Source organism: Bythopirellula goksoeyrii, assembly GCF_008065115.1.
GTDB classification, from domain to species: Bacteria; Planctomycetota; Planctomycetia; order Pirellulales; family Lacipirellulaceae; genus Bythopirellula; species Bythopirellula goksoeyrii.
The window spans coordinates 5,189,875-5,207,628 of sequence record NZ_CP042913.1; the positions used below are offsets into that span (position 1 = coordinate 5,189,875).

Genomic DNA, 17,754 nt, shown 5'->3' on the forward strand with positions numbered 1-17,754 from the left:
AGTGGTTAGTGGTCAGATGTCAGTTGCTTACAGGGTTACTACTAGCAGCATGGCGAGCCATGAGGGGAGGTAAATTAACGAGGCCCTCAGCAAAAATCTTGCGGATTGATTATCGCGGAAAATTGCGAAACGGATAGAGAGGCCGAGCAGGATCGCTCCCAGTGCAAGAGTCCATGTCAGGTATAATAAAGGGCTGCCACTTGTGGGAACCACGGCTGGGATCAAGCTCACAGGAATTAGTGCGGCAGCCCCCAACACCGCTTGGGCACCGGCACGCATGCCGGTCGGATCGACAACAGTCAACATGCGGTGACCCGCGGCAGCGTAGTCTTCTCGATAAATCCAAGCGATAGCCATGAAATGCGGAAACTGCCAGAGGAACAAGACGCCTGCCAAGGTCCAGGCGGTGAGCCCGAGGGGAGTTCCCGTCGCGGTCCAACCCATGAGAATCGGAATCGCTCCCGCGACTGCGCCGACTGTTGTATTCAAAGGACTGCGCGTCTTGAGCGGAGTGTAGACCAAGACATAGAGAATCCAACTCACCAGACCTAGCACGGCAGTCAGCATATTGACTTGCCAAATCAAGAGAGCCATACCAGCCAAAAGTGTCAGGACAGACAACATAACTGCTTCGCCAGAAGCAATTCGGCCTGCCGGAAGAGGACGATCGGCAGTCCGAGGCATACGAGCATCGTTCGCGCGTTCCCACCATTGGTTAGCGATACTGGCACTAGCAGCCACCAACCCAGTGCCAGCCAATGCGAACAGCAGAACACGCATATCGAGCGTGTGCGGTGCTGCCAGACAGGCTGCTGCGCTGGCCACGATCAATTCCAAGAGGACGATGCGTGGCTTCGTGAGTTCAAGATAGTCGGCAAGGCGAGCAGCGAGGGCTTTCGTGGAACTTTCGACAGTAAGAATCGAGGTGCTCATAGGGCGACCCCCAATCGTGACGATGCAGACCCTATCGTTTTGGGAATTCCGATCCTCAACTGTCGAGCGGCACGCAAAGCAATGGCTAGCGAGGTCACCAGGATCAGCGAACCCACAGCGACATGACTTGTTACGATGACGGCCTGGTAGGCATTGTCGGCGGTATTGGCAAAAGTGAGTTCACCGAAAATGCGTGAAGCCCAGCGAGGCAAACCATATTTTACAATCCAAGTCGATCCGCCGAGTGCGATTTGAAATCCAATGAGCGATGCCAAGAGCCAACAGCGGCCAGACGGTAAGCCACAGCGGTTAGCCTGCCAAACCAGCAGGACTCCGTGTACCACAATCGCGAGAGCCAAGAGTACGTGAAAATAAACGGCTGCTTGAAAAATGGCCGCTGCGGATTTGCCAACAAGATGCGGGCTGTGCCGTACGACTGCACCGGCAACAAGTTGCAAAAAGGCAAGAATTGTGGTGAGGACGGCCAAGCGGAAGAATTTCGCTGACTGTGGATTACTTGCTACGCCGGCAGGCGGCTGGGAGTCCTGCCACCATCGTGATGTGAAAACAACCATCGCTGCGCACATAGCGAAAAACAGCGGGCCCGTGCAACCGTGCACCAAAGCCAGGGTACGCTCGTCGAATACCACTCGCATGCCGCCCAGGGCACCCTGCAGGATGACCCCAACAAGTATCGCGAGACTAAACATGCGAACCCAGTGACGTGGTTCCTTTTTCCATGTGATTGCTACTAGTCCAATTGCCAGCAGGCCGACGGTCATTCCCAGCAGCCGATGCCCATGCTCAATGAACTTGTCCCCGGTGGAACTGAGCCACGGATAAAACGGCATGAAGTAGCCGTCCGAGGTGAGCCAATCGCGGAATGCCATTCCTGCGCCCGTGGTAGTAACGAGCCCGCCCCACCAGATCAGGGGAAAGGTCGCGCACGCCAAAAACCACGCCCAGCGGTGGACTAGGGGGCTTCGAATTGATTGCAAGGAGTTCATGTGATAGGGGGGTAGACGAATAAATGTCCAAGGTCCAATGCACAATGACCAAAAGTTGATTGGTCATTGGTCATTGGGAATTGCTTTTTCTTTCGGCGGTTGCGTCTGAGGGTAGTAGTCCTCATCCACTTCTGGCGAGCCGTACTCGTACGGTCCGCGGTAGATGATTGGCTGGAAATCGAAATTACCATGGCCAGGTGGGCTGGGTGCTTGCCATTCGAGGCCGTTTGCTTTCCAAGGGTTGCGTCCCGCGCGGGGGCCGAAGAACATGCTGTAGAAAAAATTAACCACAAAAATAGATTGCGAAGCCATCAGCAAAAATGCGCACCAACTGATGAACTGGTTTACCTCAAGTAGATTGCGGAAGGTTTCGTAGTGATAGGGATCGGCCAACCGACGTGGAAAGCCCTGCATGCCCAGAATGTGCATCGGGTAGAACACACAGTTCATCAGGATGAAAGTGAGTGAAAAGTGAACCTTACCCCAGGAATCGTTCATCATGCGACCAAACATCTTGGGGAACCAATAATAGATCCCCCCAAAGACGGCCATTGCCGTGCCGCAGAAGAGTACGTAATGGAAATGGGCGACGATATAGTAGGTATCGTGAATGAAAATATCAACCGGCGTGGCTGCCATGAAGATGCCGCTGAGTCCCCCGATGATAAACATCGAGACAAACGAAATGGCAAAGAGCATTGGCGTGGTGAATTGAATCTTACCGCCCCAGAGTGTGCCAAGCCAGTTGAAGGTTTTGATCGCACTAGGGAGTGCGATCATCATCGTCGACACCATGAAGGTCATGCCAAGCATGGGATTCATTCCGGAGACAAACATGTGATGACCCCAAACGATGAATCCCAGGCCCGCGATACCGGAGATGGAATAGACCATCGGCTTGTAACCAAACAGGGGCTTGCGGGCAAAGGTACTAAGGATATCGGAGACCATGCCCATCGCGGGGAGGATCATGATATAGACTGCCGGGTGGCTATAGAACCAGAACAAATGCTGCCAAAGCAGTGGCTGTCCGCCACCCGTTTCCATCGGTGAGTTATTGGCCATCGCCCCTTCAGGCAGAAAGAAACCCGTACCGATCATACGGTCGGACAACTGCATGAAGCCTGCCGCGGTGAGAACGGGGAGTGCGAAAGCCTGCAGCACTGCGGTAATAAACATACCCCAGATAGTCATTGGCAGGCGAAACATCGTCATGCCAGGAGCGCGCATTTGGATGATAGTCGTCATGTAATTGATCGAACCCATCATGGATGAGATTCCGACGAACGTAACACCCAAGAGCCAGAGAGTCTGGCCTTCTAAACTACCGGGCGCCGCTTGCTGTATCACTGACAACGGAGGATACGAGGTCCAACCCCCTTGGGCGGCACCTCCTTCCACGAAGAAACTACTTCCGATGAAAAAGAACGCTGGCCACATGAACCAGTAGCTCAGCATGTTGAGCACCGGCACAGCCATGTCGTCGGCACCGATCATCAGCGGGATCAAAAAATTGCCAAACGCACCTGCCAGGATCGGGATGATCACAAAAAAGATCATTACAGTCGCGTGCATGGTGACGAGCATGGTGTAATTCTCAGGAGCAATCTGGCCTCCCTCGGGTCCTGCCAACAAGTTGCCCAGCAGCGGCATGGGTCGCCAAGGATAGGCCAACTGCCAACGAATGCCCATCGCTAATAGGCCTCCCACCGAAAACCAGATCAGCGTGCTAAACAAGAATTGCAGCCCGATGATCTTGTGATCGAGAGAGAAGACGTAGGTCTTCAGGAAGCTGCTCGTAGGGGCGTGTTCGCCATGGGCAGCATGGGTATCAGCAGTAACGGTACTCATAGGATAACTCGGTTGAGTTGTCAGTTGTCAGTGGTCAGTGGTGGGTGATGCATCAGATTGTTAATCATTCATCACTCCTCTTCAGGAACTTGTACTGTCATCTTGTCTTGTTCGGCACTGAGTTCGACCAGCTTGGCGTCGTACTCATCGCGGGGGAGGAAAAACACCCGGCCCTTCATTTTGTAATGACCCCAGCCGCACAATTCGGCGCAAACGATATCGAATCCACCAGTCTTCTTGCCCTTGAACCACATCTTCTGCGCCATGCCGGGCACCACGTCCTGCTTCACGCGCAGGTTCGGCAAGAAAAAGCTATGCAGCACATCACCACTGGTGATTTTCAACATGATCTGTTCATTCACAGGCAGATAGAGCTTGCCATCGGTGCGAACGATGTCGTCCTGGGTGTACAACTCTCCGTCGGGGCCCGGATAGCGGAAGTCCCAATTGAATTGCCGACCTGTGACTTCCGCAGTAAAGGGGATCGCCGGGGCGTCGATCTTGTCAGCTGCCCACGCCTGCATCTGATAGATGGCAATAAACAAAAGTGTCACTGCTGGAATAATCGTCCAGACCAGCTCCAAGGCGTGACTTCCATGGGAAAACTTGACGGACTCTTTGTTTGACTTGCCGTCGTATTTCCAAAGAAAATAAAAGAGGACGCTCTCGGTGACGATAAAGACGATACCCGTCAGATACAGAATGAACATGAACAAGTTGTCGATCGTTCGACCTTGTTCTGAGACATCACGAGGGAGCCAGATATTGAAATGCGGCGCAAACACAAAGGTTGCCACTCCGAAAAGTGGAACCAGGAAAAACAAAAAACTCCAAAAATGTTTCACGATCGCTCTCCACGCAAGTGAGACTGACGAAACAACAACATCAGTTCACAAGTTCAGTATTAATCGGCAAGGCTTTCTGTGGCTGACTGGCAGCTTCATAGGGCAACGACAACACATAATCGACAATGTTCCACATCTCTTCCTCGGTAAGCGTGCCTTGAGCTCCGGGACTGGCCGGGCCGCTGCCAGGCATCGGTGTCCCGGCGATACCTGCATAGATTCGCCAGAACAGATCAATCCGACGATTCCCTCCACGGAAGACCCCTAGTCTGAGATTTCGAGGAATGGCATTGCGAACTGGAAACAACGACGCGGCAACTTCTTCGCGCTCTCTGGCAAATTGGGGATCGCCAGAGTCATCAGCAACCGAGTCCAGGAATTGCAAATGGGCCTTATTCCAGATGTCGTAGTCGTCCTGTTGACCATCACCCAGACCGGTGGGGCCATGGCACTTCATACAGTTAGCGCGCGCGCCGTAGAACAACTCGCGGCCTTTTGCCGCTGAAGCGGCAAACGCTTCCTTGTCATGAATGTCCGTGGGGATTGCTCCTTCTTCGGGCACAATAATCTGCTCATTGACTTCATTCCAGCCTTCGACAATCTCGGCGAGTATTTCGGTAATTGCCGCGCGTTGTTCTTCGTCATTCTCGGGATCAAGAGGAATGAGTTTCATTTTCGGTTCCCCCTCTTCGTCGAGTACGGGATCGCCATTCTCATCCGTCACTTCCTCTTCGCCTAAATCATTGTAGACGTAATTGGTCAGCGCAGTTTCCATCTGACCACGCATACTCAGGTACTTCACGTACTCGACGAGCGCCTCGATCTCTGCTGAGGCAAGTAGTGAGAACGAGGGCATCGCAGAACCAGGAATTCCATTTACCAGAACTCGGTGAAGATCTTCGTCAGTCGGCTTGGCGGGATTGTAGGTCGACTTGAACTTGTAAACTCCCTGACGGTAGTCGCGAGGATAGGGATTCAAGAAAAGTGCCGTCGGTCCCTGCCCATCCCCATCGATGCCGTGGCAATGGGAACAATGCAGTCGATAGAGTCCAAAAGCGGCCCCTTTATCATCCGTCCAGGCAGGGCCGGCTGCCATCTTTAACCGACGCATGTCGAGACCCGTTTCAGGCAAGACAAACGGTTCATCGGGTGTGCCAAACATACCTCCCAGCACATCAGCAATCTGCTCCTGGTACGGCTCTGGAGTTGGTGTGGCATCAGAGAGCATCTGCACCATGTTGAGGTGGAACTGCGGCGTTTGAAAATCGCAGCCCGCAACCAACAGGGCCAAGCAACCTAACCAACAGATTGAACGCAAACAACGGTTCATCAAACGTCTACCAAACTTAGTGTTACTTTGAAATCTCTAAACATTATGACCATTTCGTGAATAGTCTAGTTGAGTAAGTAAAAAAGCCGCACTCACCTACTCACCTACTCACTCCACCTACAAACCAAACGCAGCACTGGGGACTGTGAGGTTTAGCTCCTTCACTTCATCCTCGCCAAGCTTCACATTAAACCGGCCTTTCTTAGACCACTTTAACTCTTTTGCTTCGGGAGTCGCCAAAACCAACGAACTACCTGGCCCAGCCGCACTTTCGTGCCAGACCTGAAATTCCAAGTCCTCTCCGGCCGGTAGGTTGGCAATCTCAAAACTTCCTTCCTCAGTGGTGACGGCAACATAGCCATTCTCACGAGGCAAGAAGTAGGCCAACATCCACGGGTGAATACTGCAACGCACGCTCACAGGAACCGCTTCTTCTTTTTGCGGTTTGAATGCGATAGTCTCTCCAACGGGAATCGTTTGATTGAAGCTGTTCTTACCTTCGATATTTGTGTTATGCCCTACGGGATCGCTATTCTTAATGTCCATCGTATTGCCCAATACGAAGGGGAACACATGGGTAAGAAAGACACATTCTTTTTGATCAAAAAGGACTTGCTCACCTTTGGGTTGTGCCGACTCGTGCACACGCGAGGCCTTGCGGACAAAAATGGCAACGTTGGCAATTCCCTTGGTGGCGGAATCCACCAAGAGAGTCTGCTGCAAAGGAGCCTTGCCATTGATCGTGCAGGCGGCCATGTCCTTATTCACGTTGTAAGGCGGCATCGTAGGTGGATTGCCATCGAAGACAAACTTGCCCTTGAGAGTCGCCCAACCGGTGCCGGTTACCACCGTGGCACCTCCCTCTCCACCAGTACTATCTCCCAAAAGTGCTTCGCGCGCCTTCGCAGCAGCAGCAGCATTCGCCACAGGACCCAAATCGGTAACACGACGACAGCCCATGAGCATCAGCCCCATGAGCATCGCAGCGCCGGCGTAGCGAAAGTACAACTTGGTTTGCACGTGTGTCACTTGTTCAACCATCATCGAGTGCTTACTTACCCAGTGTCTTGGCGGGAACTTTGATTTCGCCCAAGTCAAGCGTTTCGCCAGAGGCAATCTTCAACTTGGCTCGGCCTTTGCGGTCCGTCTTGCCGTCGGACAGCTTCATATCGCGCATGTTACCTTTGGCCTCATGCCAAAAAATGAATTCATGTTCGCCGGCAGGGATATTCACGATCTCAAACTCACCGTTCTCATCGCTGATTGCTACATAGGGATCTTCGCGGACAACGGCATGGGCCTTCATCCAAGGGTGCACGTTGCAAGCCACAGGTGCAGGGACTGGTTCCGCTTTTTGCAGGGTCTTGGTGATTGGCTTGTCGTTGGTAACCATCTCGTTGAAGCCTGGGTTGGCGACAAATGAGGCATTCGTGTTGTGACCGATTCCTGCATCATCGTTTCGAATCTCGAACGGCTGATTTGTCCGGATGGCAATTACATGCGGTTCGAAGCGGCAACCCTTGTTGTCAAGCACAACGGGTTCACTAGCGGTGGCTTCGTAGTCGGGATGCACATCGAGCGATTGGCCGCGTTTGGTGTAGATATACACGACTACATTGGCAAGTTCGCCACCTTCTCCAACCACGATCGTCTCGTCGACCAGGTCGTGCTTGCCACAATACTCAGTGTCTTTGTTGACATTGATGGCAGCCGGATCACCGACCGACCCGTCAACAACAAACTTACCCTTGAGGGATCCCCAGTCGGCAGCACCAACCTGGCTAGCCAAGGTTAGTGTGATGACAGCAGATGTAAGAATCGCAATATTGCTTCGCATTGTTGTTTGCTCCTCTGTTAGTAAATCACTCTAAGGATGCCGTGTCGCCATCGGCATCGGAGGTTGGAGGTGCATTGGCGTCGGCCGCAGCTTTCACCATGGGAGTAACCTCCGTTTGCCGTTTGGCATACGTATCAAAATTCAATAAAAGGTCTACGAGACCGGTCAATTGTTCAAGGCTTGTCCCGGGGAACAAGTTCTGAGCGACGCCACCCAAATGTGGTGCGTCTGCATTGAAAGGAATATTCACAGGCATACCTGTGTAAGGCAGAATTCGCTTCGGATTGGCGACCCAATTGCGGATGAATTCAGGCCGCAAACGCGAGTGGACATCTGCGAGATTTGGGCCAAACGTGGTCGGGTCTCCCTGTGGGTAGAAGTCTTCCACGGCATGGCACTTCACGCAGTAGTTGCCGTTGACCACGATATTCATCGCATCGCTGAGCCGTTCAGGATGCTCGGCTTCCTTCTCAGCGATATAGCTGCCACGTTGACTACGGTTGTATTCGTACGGATATTCAGCTCCCGAGGAGGCGGCAAAGTAGTTCACCAGTTTGGATGCTTCCTCGCTCGACATGTGGAAGTTCGGCATCCGCATCACAACCGCGGGACGAATTTCGGTTGGGTCCATCAGGAAGCCATGCAACCAATCGGGCTGCACTTTCTCGCCTTCCTGCATCAGCGGCGGTGGCAACCAGCCCCAAGCCTCGGAACCTTTGACTTGCGGATTCGCCAGCTTGGCATGCTCGATTACCTTCGGATAGAGATAACGCGCCAAATCACCACCCCAGGCAGGAAAGGCTTTCCCTTCGGCTGGTCCATAATCGGTGCGGCTAGCAGGAACCATCGGATCTTGAATCCCCACATTCCATGCTTCCCCTGCGATTAGCGTATCTCGCCATAATGTGAAGCGATAATAGGGGTCCGACTCGTCATCGTCGGGTTCCAGCTCTAAGCCATCGATGTCAAATTGCAGAGGTTCACCCGTTTCCTCGCTCATCACAGGCAAGCCATTGAGCGTCGTGTGCATCCGTCCGCCCGAATCAATCACGAGAGATTCAGCGATCTCCTGCTGGGAAAAATGCTTCTCTAGGAAAGGAAAGTCTTGCACCTGGATTGGAGACTCGAATTCTCCTTCGGTAAAGGCAACCTTCCACTCTTCCATCTTGAGCGTGTGGCAGCCAGCACAGTTGAATTGGTCGAGCACATGACGTCCCGCGACTTCCGCGGCCCGGCGGGCATCCGGATGATAGACGAACTTATCGGCCGGCGGTTCGCTCACCAATCCCAAGACAAACGTCATCACCGCTTCACGCTCATCCTCGGTGAAGGGGAACTTCGGCATCCGAAGTCGCTCGTTGTAGCCTTTGTTCTTGGTTGTCTTGTAGTCGAAGCTACGTGGCATGCGAAGCTTTTGCCAAAGGAATCCGTCACGGGAGTGGCTTACCAGCGACTGAAGGAAATAGCTGATGCCATCTTGCACATAGTCGCCTGGATTCAGATGGCCATGACCACCGCCATCGTGTGCCTCGGCCCCGTGCGCATCACCCGAATGTTTGTCAGCGTGAGGATCGCCAGATCCTGAAAGAAAGGCATGGATGTTCTCAAACGCCAGCTTCGAGCTATCCTTACGGCCCCAGTCGGCCAGTCCGGTTCCGATCGGCTTCGCATCCTCGAATCCGGGGATATCGTGGCAACCGAAACAACCATACTTGCTGATAGTGCGCCGGGCAACAAAGTCCTGCAGTTGTTGCGTACGATTAGCGAAGTTCTTTTTCAGGAGCAGCTTTTCATCTGCCTTGAGCTTCGGTTCCAGCGAATCCGGGATGCCAGTCTTGACGAATTCCTCAGCACGGGCTGCAGGAATCGCATCACTGGAGAGCCACTCCTGAGCCAAGTCGGCGAGGGCCGTGAGATCATCGCCGGACCAATCTCTAGCAGGCACATCCGTTGGCTTCCAGTCGGAAGGTGTTCCCAAGAGGAAAGCCCTGATGTCGGCTGCTGGGTCTGTGACCTTGCCCGTCGACTGATTCTGCGCATCTTTCTCCTCGATGGGAGTGAGATATAGCTCAGGCATCTTCGTACGCGGATTATAATCATGAGGTTGCTTGATCCAACTGTACAACCACTTCTTGCCAATGTCGTTGTTCAACTTGGCACCAACTCGAGACAAATCAGGCCCTTGATTGGCAGCAATACCAGGGAAGGCTTCGTGCGAGTGACATGCCAGGCACCCGCGCGATTCAAAGAGCCACTTGCCACGTTCAGCTGAAGCAGTCTCGGTGACTTCCTTGGGAGGAGTCAGATATTTGAATTCAGAACTATTAGCCAGCAGATACTCGCTCAAAGCGTGAATCTCGACGGCTTCGTACCGCTTGGTCTTGTCGAGTTCCTCAGGGTCTTCGCCCAAATGTTCCCACAGACCAAAGAACTGCGGCATGCGAGTCGAGGGCCGGAAATTCGATGGCAACTTGATCCAGCTGTAGAGCCAGTCGTATTCGACCTTGGATTTCAAATATCGCAAGCTGGGGCCAACTTTGCGATAGGTACCGGGGACTTCGACATCTTTCAATCCATCAGCAAGCTTGTGTGTTTCAGCACTTAATCGTGCCTCGTCGCTCGTCTGAGAACTGGAAGCCAATTTGGCATCCGACTTGAGTGCATCGAACAGGGAATGACGCACACTACTGTCATCAGGATGGCTTCGTAGTGTCGTAGCCCAGCCCTTCTCTTGATCGTTCAGCGTGTCATCACGGAGAAGTTGCGCCGCCACCTCGCTGTAATTCGGTTCCAATCGGATGTCTGGTCCAACTCGCTTATCGGGCCCGTCGAATCCATTGATCTCGTGACAGCCGTAGCAGCCGTATTGCTCAACCAACGTCCAACCTTCAACCAACTTGGGGGCAGGAGGCTCGGGGAACCGCTCGCTCGGTTCTAGCGATCCCTTGTCGTAGTGACACTTCAGACAGTTGCTCTCGACAAAGCGCTGCGGCTTCATGGGAAAAATCCAGTGATGGTTGTCGAACCAACCATACTTGTGAAGCCATTCGTCTTGTTGATCGAAGTCATTCGGAGTGTGAGAAGTCCACTTGAATTCAGTACCACTTCCCTGCCCATCATGGCAAACCGTGCAGCCCATCACCTTCTCAGGGTGCGGACTCGAATCGGTGAGATAAAGGTCTAGTCGTGGATGTGACGTAAAGGGATGATCCAAACCACGGCGAACTTTCAATTCAGCAGGCTCGCCCCAGGAAACTAGCGTCAGAAGATAATTGGCAACCGACTCTTTGTTATCTACCGGAATACCGCCAGCCGCTTCGATGATGTCGCCCGACTCCAATCCTGCCTGCGCGGCCAAAGAACCAGGCAGCGCGTAATGTACGATGGCATGCTCGCCAGCACCCACGATGACGTCATTGGTGAGCTCCAGCCCGTAAACTTCGTTCAGCCCCGAGCCGTCTGCAGGGGCTTCTTCAGGGGTCGGTATTTTGATCGTCAAATCTCGTTTGGATTCAGGCAACGTGGGGAACGCAGGTTCCGTAGCTCTGCCGGCCGCCGTCGTTGAAATGTCCTGGTGACAGGTCTTGCAACGGTCAAAGCGGGCGGCCTGTGAAAAGTTGTAATTAATCGTGAGATCAGGAAGCCAAATCTGATCGATCTGCACATTGCCACTGTAGAGGGCGTTGAGAATCGGCCAGCGGGTGATCCACTCACCAAGTCGGCTGAAACCGGTCGGTTGCGTTTTCTGAGCTTGCTCAGAGAGCCGACTAAGTTCGGTTTCCATCGTGCTCCGTTCTTTGAGCAGCACCGCTTTGCGGTCGTTGATCGAGGCCACGACCTCTTCGAGACTCCTGCGATAGTTGTTGGCAGCCGCGAGATCGACTGTAAGCTCAGCGATGCTCTTTGAATACTCGTCAATCTGCTTTTGTTTTTCCGCTCTGCGCTTCTCATCGACGCCTTCACTGACCATGAGGCCCAAAGCACTGACGGCTGCCGTGCGGTTTGCTGCCACAAACTTGCGTGTTCCAGCAAGCGTTTTTTCGCGACGCCGAGCTTCGTCGATGTAGTCAGTCATTAAACTAAGTAACTTCTCGCGGGCTACTGCAGTAGAAGCATAGCTGGAAAGTAGCTCACGTTGATCTTGGGGATCTACCTGAGCTTTGGCATCCGTGTTTTCGGCGGCCCCCTCGTCTGTCCCCTCTATACGGTCACGGACTTCTGCCGCCTTGGTGGCAGCCTCGTTGACCTTCTGCAGCTGGTTTTCGAGAGCAGAGAAATCGGACTCTGGTAAAGAAAGTCGTTCGTTTTCTGCCTTCACTGAAGACTCAAATTCTTCCACGTCGGCAGGATCTACCGGCTCACTCTCGGCTTCGCGCAATTCTTTGTCGAAATTCTCTAGCTTGGAAGAGAACTGATCTGCCAGCGAATCGTGTCGCGCCTGAATAATCCAGGCACTCTTCTTGCGATTCTCCAGCTGCATGCTTTTCCACTGGCGATTGTGGTCCTTGGCCAGGAGCCACAACGTAGCAATCGTCATCACCAGTGCCGTAGCACCGAAGATGATGTGCATGATTTTTTGGTCGTACCAGGTTTGTTCGCTTGCAGGCATAAGTAGGTAGTTAGCTATTAGCTGTTAGCAATTAGTGGATGCAGTTAGCTAATCGCTAAAAGCTAAACGCTAACAGCTAAAAATTAAAGAAAAACTCCGGAATCGCAATCAAATATTTCAATTGAAAAACCCACCGCAGCACCATCTTGATGGGCAGCGATGCCATAAACAGCAACAGATTTGCCATAATCATGAATCGCACGAAACCCATCCGCTGGTAAAAGCTGCGGAAGATTGTCAGGGCCATGATCGGCGGCAGAGCAATAAAATAGCCAAGCACCAACAACGTGCCAGGAAGCTCGCGGCCAAACAGCAGCGAGAAAAACTCCAAAAACGGATTCAAGAATGCCGTTAGCCATTCAGGAAGCGGAAACCATGGCATATCGGCAAAGGAAAGCGCGCCAGGAAGGCTCATATTCAGCCCCCGCTGCCAAACATATTCCGAAAGATTCACATTATTGAGTGCTTCCACCTTATGCGCATCCCAATGCTCGTAGGGACCGAAGAAGTTCCAGTTCGGACCTCGCAGGAGGGTCCCCAGCACAATCAAGGTGATCCACATTTCCAGGAAGCCAAACTGGAATACGGTATAGCTAAAGGGGCGTTCTTTGATGGTGTAGTAACCGTTGCCCTTCTTATTGAAATCAAGATAAGGAATCGCCATCAGGCCAGCCACAATCATGCTAGGCAGAACCACACCAGCCATCCAGGGATCGTAGTAGACAAGCATTTCCTGCAAGCCCAGGAAGTACCAAGGTGCCTTCGAAGGATTAGGAGTCTTGACGCTGCTGGCCGCCTCTTCCAAGGGAGCAGGCAAGGCGATCGCCCAAAAAATCAAAAACGCTGTCAGAGCGATCATGCAGATCAATTCGGTATAGACCAAATCGGGCCACACGAGGATCTTTTCGTCGTCGAGTTTCTCCAGTGGTGGTTCTCCGTTGGCGATGCGCTCGTCGTTAATGACTGCCCGATAGGTTGCCAGCCAAGTGAAAAAGGCCAGCAAGAACACGAGCATGACGATCGGCACATTATCAGGCTTCGCCACGATATCGTAGAAGTCGGGGTCCGTCATCGACAACCCGAGGAATAACCACATCAGATTCCAAATGGCCCAGGCAATTGCCGGTCGGACGAAGAAGCCACGGAACAAATACAGCACGACAAGGGCAAGAGTAGAACCCACGCTGTAGACTACGGGGCCCGTACTCTTGTTGATCGCCTCGCGCAGCCATTCTGGTAGGGATACCAAGCTCAAGTTGCCGCTGCCAGCAATCGCTGCCAGAATTGCGAAGACCATGGCCACCAGTAGCCATACCACCACGTTGGTTATTGCAACACTCTTACCCCCGATTCGCATCGGGAGCCCGATCCAGTCTTTCGTCTGATCGGACCGCCAAAGATACAAAGCGGCCAGGCCGTTCATCAGCGCAAGCGCAATGTAAAACGGCAGCAAGAAAGAAGCTACCATTTCCTGAAACTGAATTTCCGACAGTCCGTGCATATTTTAGTGATTGGTGGTTAGTGGTTGGTGGCCGGTGAAGAGTGTCTAGCAACTAGAGACCAGCCACTCACCACAAACCACGCTCTTACAGCGGTCCGCTGATCCCGCCGTCTTTTCTTACTCGCCAGAAGTGGATTGCCAACAGCAAGGCCACGCCAAGCGGGATCGCGATACAGTGCAAAATATAAAATCGATTGAGCGTTTCTTCACCTACTTCGCGCGCACCCAATAGCGCAAAGCGCGCGTCAGAGGCGTTGGTAATCATGTCGACCCCGCCGAGGGTCAACAACTGCTGCCCCGGGCCTTCATGCCCCAGAAACGGAGTCGCCCGAGCCATATTCGAACCGACCGTAATAGCCCAGACCGCTAATTGATCCCAAGGGAGCAGATAACCGGTAAAGGACAACAATAGGGTTAATAACAGCAGAAACACCCCGACGACCCAGTTAAACTCGCGCGGTGGCTTGTAGCTGCCCGTGAGAAACACGCGATACATGTGTAGCCAGACCGTAATGACCATCGCATGGGCGCCCCAGCGATGGATCTCACGCAGGATTCCCAGGGAATGCACGTCGCGGAGCATTTGAATATCCGTATACGCCCACTCGACCGTGGGGCGATAATAAAACATCAACAATACACCGGTGACCGTTTCGACGAGAAACAAGAAGAAGGTCACACCACCCATACACCAAGTATAGGAAAGAGCGATGCCTTGCTTCTTGATCGAGACCGGATGCAAGTGCAAGAAGAAGTTGGTCAACATCACCACAATCCGATTACGGCGATCAACCGGCATCGGGTGACGAAAAATACTCTTCCAAATCTGCGATTCGCGAATCGTTTCGCCTAAATCGGGCATAGTAGTTAGTTGTCTGTGGTCAGTGGTCAGTTATTGGAGAGCCGGGTCGACCCCGACCCCGGTTTGCTCTCGACTCTTCTCAATTCAGCATCCGTAATACGAATTCCGCATTCCTTAAACTGGGATGAAGGAAGTTGGCTCTTCCCACTGCCCCATTTCCTCCTGGTATGTGCGGCTTTTGTCGATTTCAATCTGCCCATCGTCGGCGACGCGGATGGCATATCGCTCCAATGGTCGCGGGGCAGGCCCCTCGAAGTTGATGCCATCCTTGTAGAAACCGCTACCATGACAGGGGCATTTGAATTTTTGCTCGGCTTCGAGCCAGTTCGGCGTGCACCCCAGGTGGGTACAGACCGACTTGAGCGCAAATATCTCTTGCTGCCCATTGAATTCTGTGTTCACCACCCAGACGCCGAACTGCGCCTTAAACTTCGTCTGCACCTGTCCGGCGGGAAACGCATCAGGGAAGCCGACTTTGAATTTGCTCGGTGGTTCCCGTCGCACATTGGGGAACATGAATTTCACAGTCGCCAGCGTCCACAAGGCGCCAACCGCCGCGAGTCCCCAGAAACCCGTATGCAGAAAGCCACGACGTGTTTCGTCCACAGATTCAGCCGATTTTTTTCCCGCACCTGCAGGTTTGGCTTTAGCGTAATCCGGCTTCTCCGGCATGGGAGGAACCACGATCTGCGGCTTTGCCTTAGCGGTGGGACTCGCCTTTTCCTTGGCGGCAGCCTCTGCCTTGGAAGTCGGACCTGCTTTGGATGATTTCTTCGCTGCAGCTAGAATACTCGCCGTGTCGCGAGGCTCGCTCGGCGCGGCAGCAGCGGGCTTCTTCGCGGGAGCTTCCTTCTTTGCAGCAGCGGGCTTCGGAGCGGGCTTTTTCTCCGCAGGCTTCTCGGCGGCACCACTATCACCGCTCCGGGCAGCGGCCAACATCTCGGCCACACTGAGACGGCCTCCGCTGGCAGACTTCGCGGGAGCAGGCTTGGCAGGCTTCGACTCCGATGCTTGGGGCTCTGCTGCTTCGGGGGCTGCGGCCTCGGGAGCCTCCGCTGGCTCATCTGCAGGCGCATCGCTTCCACCGTCAGCCTTGCGGGCTGCGGCTAGCATTTCAGCCACAGACATTTTTTTCTTGTCAGCCATCGCTCAATCCACCCACAGCAACTTCTGCGAACCGCCGCACAGCTTCCCACCTAATACAGGCACTCAACTCAAGCCCTTCGAGAGAGTGCGCACATCACTAGAGAGAGTTTTACACCTGAATCCAACAGCTACAAGCCCTTTGTTGATAGGAACTTAGGACTTTCTGAAGGCACTCGCCATAGATTGTGACATTTTTCACAAACTAATTTGCTAGGCTACGATGCCCCCTCTCAATTGTCAACCGCCCTTTTTACCAGAACCTTAACTCTCTACCTAGTCACCAATTCACTCGTCGATCAATATCTCGGTGATGTAGTGAGCGGATCGGCGTTAGCCGTTCGTTTTGAATCACCGGTTGCCAACTCCGTTTCGCTGAAGGGGGGACTACCTTTTTCTTATCAGCCTGGTTCTTTGTCACATTCGATTGCGTCTCAACAGTAAGTATCGGTGAGTTACGTGAAAGGTAATTATTAGGTAAAATCGCGGCAGCAAATTTGGCAAGTTAATCATTGGTGGCTAATCGAGATAGCGGGGCATCTGTAATGAAGGTACTGGTAGTCGGCGGAGGTGGTCGCGAACATGCCCTCGCCTGGAAGCTTGGCCAGAGCAAGCGTGTCGATCAGGTGTTCGTCGCCCCCGGCAATGCGGGGACTGCCGAGGAAGACTCGGCTGCAATCGAGAATGTCGAAATCGGTGATACCAACATTCCTCAATTGCTGGCCTTTGCCAAAAAGAACCCAATCGATCTGACCGTGGTCGGCCCCGAAGCTTCGCTGGCAGCGGGGATTGTGGATGCCTTTACCGCCGAGGGCCTGCGCATCTTTGGACCCAACAAGCAGGCGACCGAACTCGAAGCGAGCAAAGTTTTCTGCAAGAACCTGCTTCGCCATGCCGATGTTCCGACGGCCGACTTTCGTACGTTTCGCGACCTGGAGAGTGCCCGCTTGTTTCTCGACGAGCGCGAAGATACTCCCATGGTCGTCAAGGCGGATGGCCTGGCTGCCGGCAAAGGGGTCATCGTCTGCTCAAACCGGGCAGAAGCCATCGAAGCGGTTGAGCGAATTATTCTTACCGAAGAGTTTGGTGCTGCGGGCCAGCAACTCGTTATCGAAGATCGCCTGGTGGGTCAAGAAGCAAGCGTGCTGGCAATCACCGATGGTCACACGATCCTCACCATGCCCGCCGCGCAAGATCACAAACCGGCTTACGACGGAGACCGGGGTCCCAACACTGGGGGCATGGGTGCCTATAGCCCGACCCCCTTGGTAACCGACGAACTGATGCGTAGCGTCGAAGAAAAAGTTCTCGTCCCCACGGTGCATCAACTCAAGCGGATGCGCAAACCCTTCAAGGGCATCCTGTACGCAGGTCTGATGATCACCAAGCAAGGCCTCAAAGTATTGGAGTACAACGTGCGCTTTGGCGACCCTGAGTGCCAGCCTCTGATGATGCGTCTCCAGAGTGACCTGGTCGATGTGTTGGAAGCCGCTGCTGATGGACGCCTCGATGAAGCCCCCGACATGATTTGGGATCCACGCCCAGCAGTCTGTGTGGTAATGGCCAGCGAAGGTTATCCGGGCGACTACACCAGGGGGCACGCGATTCGTGGACTCACCGAAGCCGCGGCGGTCCCCGATGCCAAGGTATTTCACGCGGGAACGAAAATGGTGGATGGCCAAGTGGTGACAAACGGTGGCCGAGTCTTGGGTGTGACTGCCCTGGGTAGCAGCATCTCTTCTGCAAAACTGCAGGCTTATACTGCCGTTAAATGCATTCGCTGGAACGGGGCATGGTGTCGTAAAGACATATCTGACAAGGCCTTAGCGCCCTAGC

General features: G+C 53.5%; 12 protein-coding genes. 1 reads left to right on the forward strand and 11 read right to left on the reverse strand.

Going from position 1 to position 17,754, the window contains the following annotated elements; all coding sequences use genetic code 11:
* Positions 1-27 precede the first annotated feature (27 nt).
* From cyoE to Pr1d_RS20550, 11 genes are all read right to left on the reverse strand, one after another.
* The gene (gene cyoE, locus Pr1d_RS20500) at positions 28-933 is read right to left on the reverse strand and encodes a heme o synthase (protein WP_148075265.1); all 906 of its coding nucleotides are present in this window, start codon (positions 931-933) and stop codon (positions 28-30) included.
* A complete protein-coding gene (locus tag Pr1d_RS20505; protein WP_168205382.1) occupies positions 930-1,886 on the reverse strand; it encodes a COX15/CtaA family protein in 957 nt (318 codons plus the stop codon). Before Pr1d_RS20505 ends, cyoE begins: the two co-directional genes overlap by 4 nt.
* 117 nt (positions 1,887-2,003) lie before the next feature.
* A complete protein-coding gene (locus tag Pr1d_RS20510; RefSeq protein WP_148075267.1) occupies positions 2,004-3,791 on the reverse strand; it encodes a cytochrome c oxidase subunit I in 1,788 nt (595 codons plus the stop codon).
* Between the two features lie 71 nt (positions 3,792-3,862).
* A complete protein-coding gene (coxB, locus tag Pr1d_RS20515; protein WP_148075268.1) occupies positions 3,863-4,636 on the reverse strand; it encodes a cytochrome c oxidase subunit II in 774 nt (257 codons plus the stop codon).
* 40 nt (positions 4,637-4,676) lie between these two features.
* Entirely contained in the window at positions 4,677-5,966 is a 1,290-nt protein-coding gene (locus Pr1d_RS20520) for a c-type cytochrome (protein ID WP_148075269.1), read from the reverse strand.
* 117 nt (positions 5,967-6,083) lie between these two features.
* Positions 6,084-7,010 carry a cupredoxin domain-containing protein gene (locus Pr1d_RS20525; protein WP_148075270.1) on the reverse strand — a complete coding sequence of 309 codons (927 nt, stop codon included), beginning with the start codon at positions 7,008-7,010 and terminating at the stop codon, positions 6,084-6,086.
* 7 nt (positions 7,011-7,017) lie between these two features.
* Positions 7,018-7,803, reverse strand: coding sequence for a cupredoxin domain-containing protein (locus Pr1d_RS20530; RefSeq protein ID WP_148075271.1), 786 nt, complete (start codon positions 7,801-7,803; stop codon positions 7,018-7,020).
* Positions 7,804-7,828: 25 nt separating this feature from the next.
* Entirely contained in the window at positions 7,829-12,412 is a 4,584-nt protein-coding gene (locus Pr1d_RS20535; protein WP_148075272.1) for a PDZ domain-containing protein, read from the reverse strand.
* 76 nt (positions 12,413-12,488) lie between these two features.
* A complete protein-coding gene (locus Pr1d_RS20540) occupies positions 12,489-13,880 on the reverse strand; it encodes a cytochrome b family protein (RefSeq protein WP_238476550.1) in 1,392 nt (463 codons plus the stop codon).
* A 118-nt stretch (positions 13,881-13,998) separates the two neighbouring features.
* Positions 13,999-14,775, reverse strand: coding sequence for a cytochrome b N-terminal domain-containing protein (locus Pr1d_RS20545; RefSeq protein WP_146452072.1), 777 nt, complete (start codon positions 14,773-14,775; stop codon positions 13,999-14,001).
* 114 nt (positions 14,776-14,889) lie between these two features.
* Complete coding sequence (locus tag Pr1d_RS20550; protein WP_148075274.1) at positions 14,890-15,921, reverse strand: QcrA and Rieske domain-containing protein; 1,032 nt, start codon at positions 15,919-15,921, stop codon at positions 14,890-14,892.
* A 542-nt stretch (positions 15,922-16,463) separates the two neighbouring features.
* Between Pr1d_RS20550 and purD the strand changes: the two genes are divergently transcribed.
* Positions 16,464-17,753 (forward strand): phosphoribosylamine--glycine ligase, encoded by a 1,290-nt coding sequence (gene purD, locus Pr1d_RS20555; protein WP_148075275.1) that lies wholly within the window; start codon positions 16,464-16,466, stop codon positions 17,751-17,753.
* Position 17,754: the final 1 nt, after the last annotated feature.

Excerpts from the sequence above, each read along its gene's own strand:
- Pr1d_RS20510 (WP_148075267.1), bottom strand. The coding sequence starts at position 3,791 with ATGAGTACCGTTACTGCTGATACCCATGCTGCCCATGGCGAACACGCC.
- purD (WP_148075275.1), top strand. The coding sequence starts at position 16,464 with ATGAAGGTACTGGTAGTCGGCGGAGGTGGTCGCGAACATGCCCTCGCC.
- Pr1d_RS20520 (WP_148075269.1), bottom strand. The coding sequence starts at position 5,966 with ATGAACCGTTGTTTGCGTTCAATCTGTTGGTTAGGTTGCTTGGCCCTG.
- Pr1d_RS20550 (WP_148075274.1), bottom strand. The coding sequence starts at position 15,921 with ATGGCTGACAAGAAAAAAATGTCTGTGGCTGAAATGCTAGCCGCAGCC.
- Pr1d_RS20525 (WP_148075270.1), bottom strand. The coding sequence starts at position 7,010 with ATGATGGTTGAACAAGTGACACACGTGCAAACCAAGTTGTACTTTCGC.
- Pr1d_RS20530 (WP_148075271.1), bottom strand. The coding sequence starts at position 7,803 with ATGCGAAGCAATATTGCGATTCTTACATCTGCTGTCATCACACTAACC.
- Pr1d_RS20545 (WP_146452072.1), bottom strand. The coding sequence starts at position 14,775 with ATGCCCGATTTAGGCGAAACGATTCGCGAATCGCAGATTTGGAAGAGT.
- cyoE (WP_148075265.1), bottom strand. The coding sequence starts at position 933 with ATGAGCACCTCGATTCTTACTGTCGAAAGTTCCACGAAAGCCCTCGCT.
- Pr1d_RS20540 (WP_238476550.1), bottom strand. The coding sequence starts at position 13,880 with ATGGTAGCTTCTTTCTTGCTGCCGTTTTACATTGCGCTTGCGCTGATG.
- Pr1d_RS20535 (WP_148075272.1), bottom strand. The coding sequence starts at position 12,412 with ATGCCTGCAAGCGAACAAACCTGGTACGACCAAAAAATCATGCACATC.